Genomic DNA, 2,903 nt, shown 5'->3' with positions numbered 1-2,903 from the left:
ATTATGCCTGATTACGTTAAAACAAGTTTCATATCAAAAACATATAAAATCAAAGGTTTATCTGGAGATTTTATATGCACTATCGAAAAATGACCGAGAACTACATTTTTCGTGAGTTTATCTGCCGATTAACCAAGGAAGAGACGGCAGAACTATGTTTTAAAACTGTGAGAACAATCACAGGTTGGGATGAGGGAAAACCAATACCCCCGGAGTGTAAAAGGCTTATGAGAATGGCAAATGGTCGAGAACTCAGTCATTCAGAAGATTGGAAAGAATTCAAAATGCATCATGATGGTTTGGAGCTTCCAACCGGGCAGCTAGTCAGTGCACAGCAAGTTTTAGCGGGTATGGCCTTACTAGAGATTCAATCTGATTTAGAGATTAGGACATCTACGCACTTATTGGGAATAGCTAGAGCTATAGCAAAGATAAAGAAGTGAGTATTAGAAAAGTTTGGTTTATATCGGGAAACATCAATTTTTGAATTTGAAGTACTAACAGGTGGTGAATGAGATTGATATGGTTACTACGGCTGACGAGGTAACCTCGATTATTGTGCAAGTTCCTTTAACCTTGTCGGTCCTCCTTTTTGGTCATATCAAGGAGAAAGAAGCCGGGCTCATTGAGTCCGGTTTTTTATTAACTGATTAATCTATCTACATATTTTGCGAATGTTGAGACAGTTCTAGCATAGTCGAAGATCAAACATAAAATCCTGAATACATTTGCGTAATCTATAAAATCACACTCATACATTAGGTTTATGCAATGAAAACTACGCTTCTTAGTATTGCACTTTTAATGGCTTTTCCCGTCCATTCCGCTTTTTATCCAACATCTGATGTGGATGGTATCAGCGACAAACAACGTTATTTACAGAGAACATTTTCTGGTGATGCGCAATTCGGATTTAGGTGTGACTCTTCAAGGTACGACCGAGAAATGTATATAGTTTTCGGAAACACACAAAATGGTGAGTTCATCGCAGGTACGAACACACGGCTTGAAGTTAAATTGAGAGTCGACCGTGGAAAGGTACATACACTAAATGCGGTTATGTCTAACTCAAACAACAAATTCGTTTTCATCCCGAACCCTCAAAAGAGCCTAATGAATGAGCTCAAGAAAGGAAGTAACGTGCACTTAAGGGCATTCCACCGTGGTTCTCACGTATATGAGCATAGATTTAGCTTAAGTGGTTCAAGCAGGGCTATTGATGAGGTGAGTAGCCGTTGTGATGTTGTTTATCAAACAGATTCGTTCTCTAGCTTAAATCGTGAAATTATGCAGTTGCAGAGAGAACGTGATAGCAAAATTAGAAGTATTGAAAGAGAGTATAGTCAAAAAATTGCTGAGCTAAGGGCTAGGTATTACTAGTGAAGTAACAAATGTCAATTTTGGGGTTAATATTAAAGCCGAGGGTCATTCTCTCGGCTTTTTACATAACATTGTTACATGAAGGTGCCAGCAGATAGCATTTTACTAGTGCCTTGAAGGCTAACTTTAAAAACGTAATCTTGTCCCACCCAAATCATATATATTGTCATCATTGTCAAACTTTAGCTGAATTTTACCAGAACGAGGTTTAGAGTAACGCCCGTCTCCTTTTGTCATACTAGAAGAGAAAACGGTTATGTAATTGGAGTTTTGTAGCTTAGAGAAAGTAAGAGATTTGTAACCTTTAGATTCTCCCAATGTTAATGTGTACTTTTTATTGTCTTCGCTAAACACATCGTATTTTTCAACAAGTGTATTTTTACCTGCTGAATATACTGTATTAGTAAATGTTCCGTCGTCTGCTTGCGCATAAAAGGTACACAGGGAAAGAATAGCGATTAAAGCAAGGATAAAGTTAGAACGATATGAACTGAAACGTGATTGCATAGATACGACCCATAAATAATTGTGATAGTTATTGTACAGGAAGCATTATCTTTAGAAGTTGATAGGTGTCAAATTGCATTTCTTGCTGATGCGCAATATGAACACCTATGAACTATCAAGAACATATAGTGCAAATGAAGTGTGTAAAGCAAACCAATGACAAGAATTAAAGCGATGCGCGTAGAGAAGACAAGCTCTTTCGAGTTTCACTGAATATAAGCTCGATTTCCAAACCTGCTTTCATCATTTTCTGACCTGACTCTCTCATTTCAGGTATTTCTGACATCATCATTTGTTCAGTTTTAAGTGGGTTGTCTTCGACGTACTTATTCAATGCAAATCTACTAGATTTATACTTCATAATTGGCTCAGTAAGTTCAGACACAAGAGACGATAATTGCAGGGTATCAAGACCTGGATGCATCGTCTTTGGCGCTAACTCATAAATTTTTAGATATACGCTCTCGTAGTCATCACTGATTTCTGAAGCCGAGCTACTGGCCGCGTAGAATGACACAAATGTATCAGAATCATTGTAAACCTGTTCCTTAACTTTGTTTATGTAAGTCGTAAGAAGATTCTCTAATTCATTGAAATGGTCATATAAAAGTTTATGTTCAGCTTCATTGCGCCATTGCCCAACAGATTTGTAAGAAAAATAGGCAGCAATAGCTGCAGCAACAGCTGATACAAGGGTGCCGATTGTGCTCAACAAAGAAATAAATGACTGACTGGTTTGAATGTTAAAACCAAACAAAAGACCTATTAAGACTAAAGATAAGGCTGCTAATAAGATTGGAATGGACATTGATTTCCCAAATTTCGAATTTGTCTAGGGGCTTATACTTTTTGTATATCGGATTTTAGTTCTATCAATATATTACCGTCTAGTATCTGCTGCGCAAAAACAGTAATAAGTGATGAGCATGTTGATAGGTAGGTCGAATTTACCCCCGTGATACAACACGGGGGCTAACGTCCCGCGCTTCGTTGGGACCCTCCCGACGAAACGGGTC

General features: G+C 38.0%; 4 protein-coding genes. 2 read left to right on the top strand and 2 right to left on the bottom strand.

Going from position 1 to position 2,903, the window contains the following annotated elements:
- Positions 1-74: 74 nt before the first annotated feature.
- A complete protein-coding gene (locus KI743_RS22030; protein WP_285468199.1) occupies positions 75-443 on the top strand; it encodes a regulator in 369 nt (122 codons plus the stop codon).
- Between the two features lie 328 nt (positions 444-771).
- Entirely contained in the window at positions 772-1,380 is a 609-nt protein-coding gene (locus tag KI743_RS22025) for a hypothetical protein (RefSeq protein WP_285468197.1), read from the top strand.
- A gap of 126 nt (positions 1,381-1,506) precedes the next feature.
- Here KI743_RS22025 and KI743_RS22020 read toward each other — a convergent pair whose 3' ends face one another.
- Together KI743_RS22020 and KI743_RS22015 are read right to left on the bottom strand one after the other, a co-directional pair.
- Positions 1,507-1,887 (bottom strand): hypothetical protein, encoded by a 381-nt coding sequence (locus KI743_RS22020; RefSeq protein WP_285468195.1) that lies wholly within the window; start codon positions 1,885-1,887, stop codon positions 1,507-1,509.
- Between the two features lie 166 nt (positions 1,888-2,053).
- Positions 2,054-2,695, bottom strand: coding sequence for a hypothetical protein (locus tag KI743_RS22015; RefSeq protein WP_285468193.1), 642 nt, complete (start codon positions 2,693-2,695; stop codon positions 2,054-2,056).
- Positions 2,696-2,903: the final 208 nt, after the last annotated feature.

Source organism: Vibrio sp. D420a (assembly GCF_030248625.1).
GTDB classification, from domain to species: domain Bacteria; phylum Pseudomonadota; class Gammaproteobacteria; order Enterobacterales; family Vibrionaceae; genus Vibrio; species Vibrio fortis_A.
This window is presented reverse-complemented; position numbering and strand designations above follow the sequence as displayed.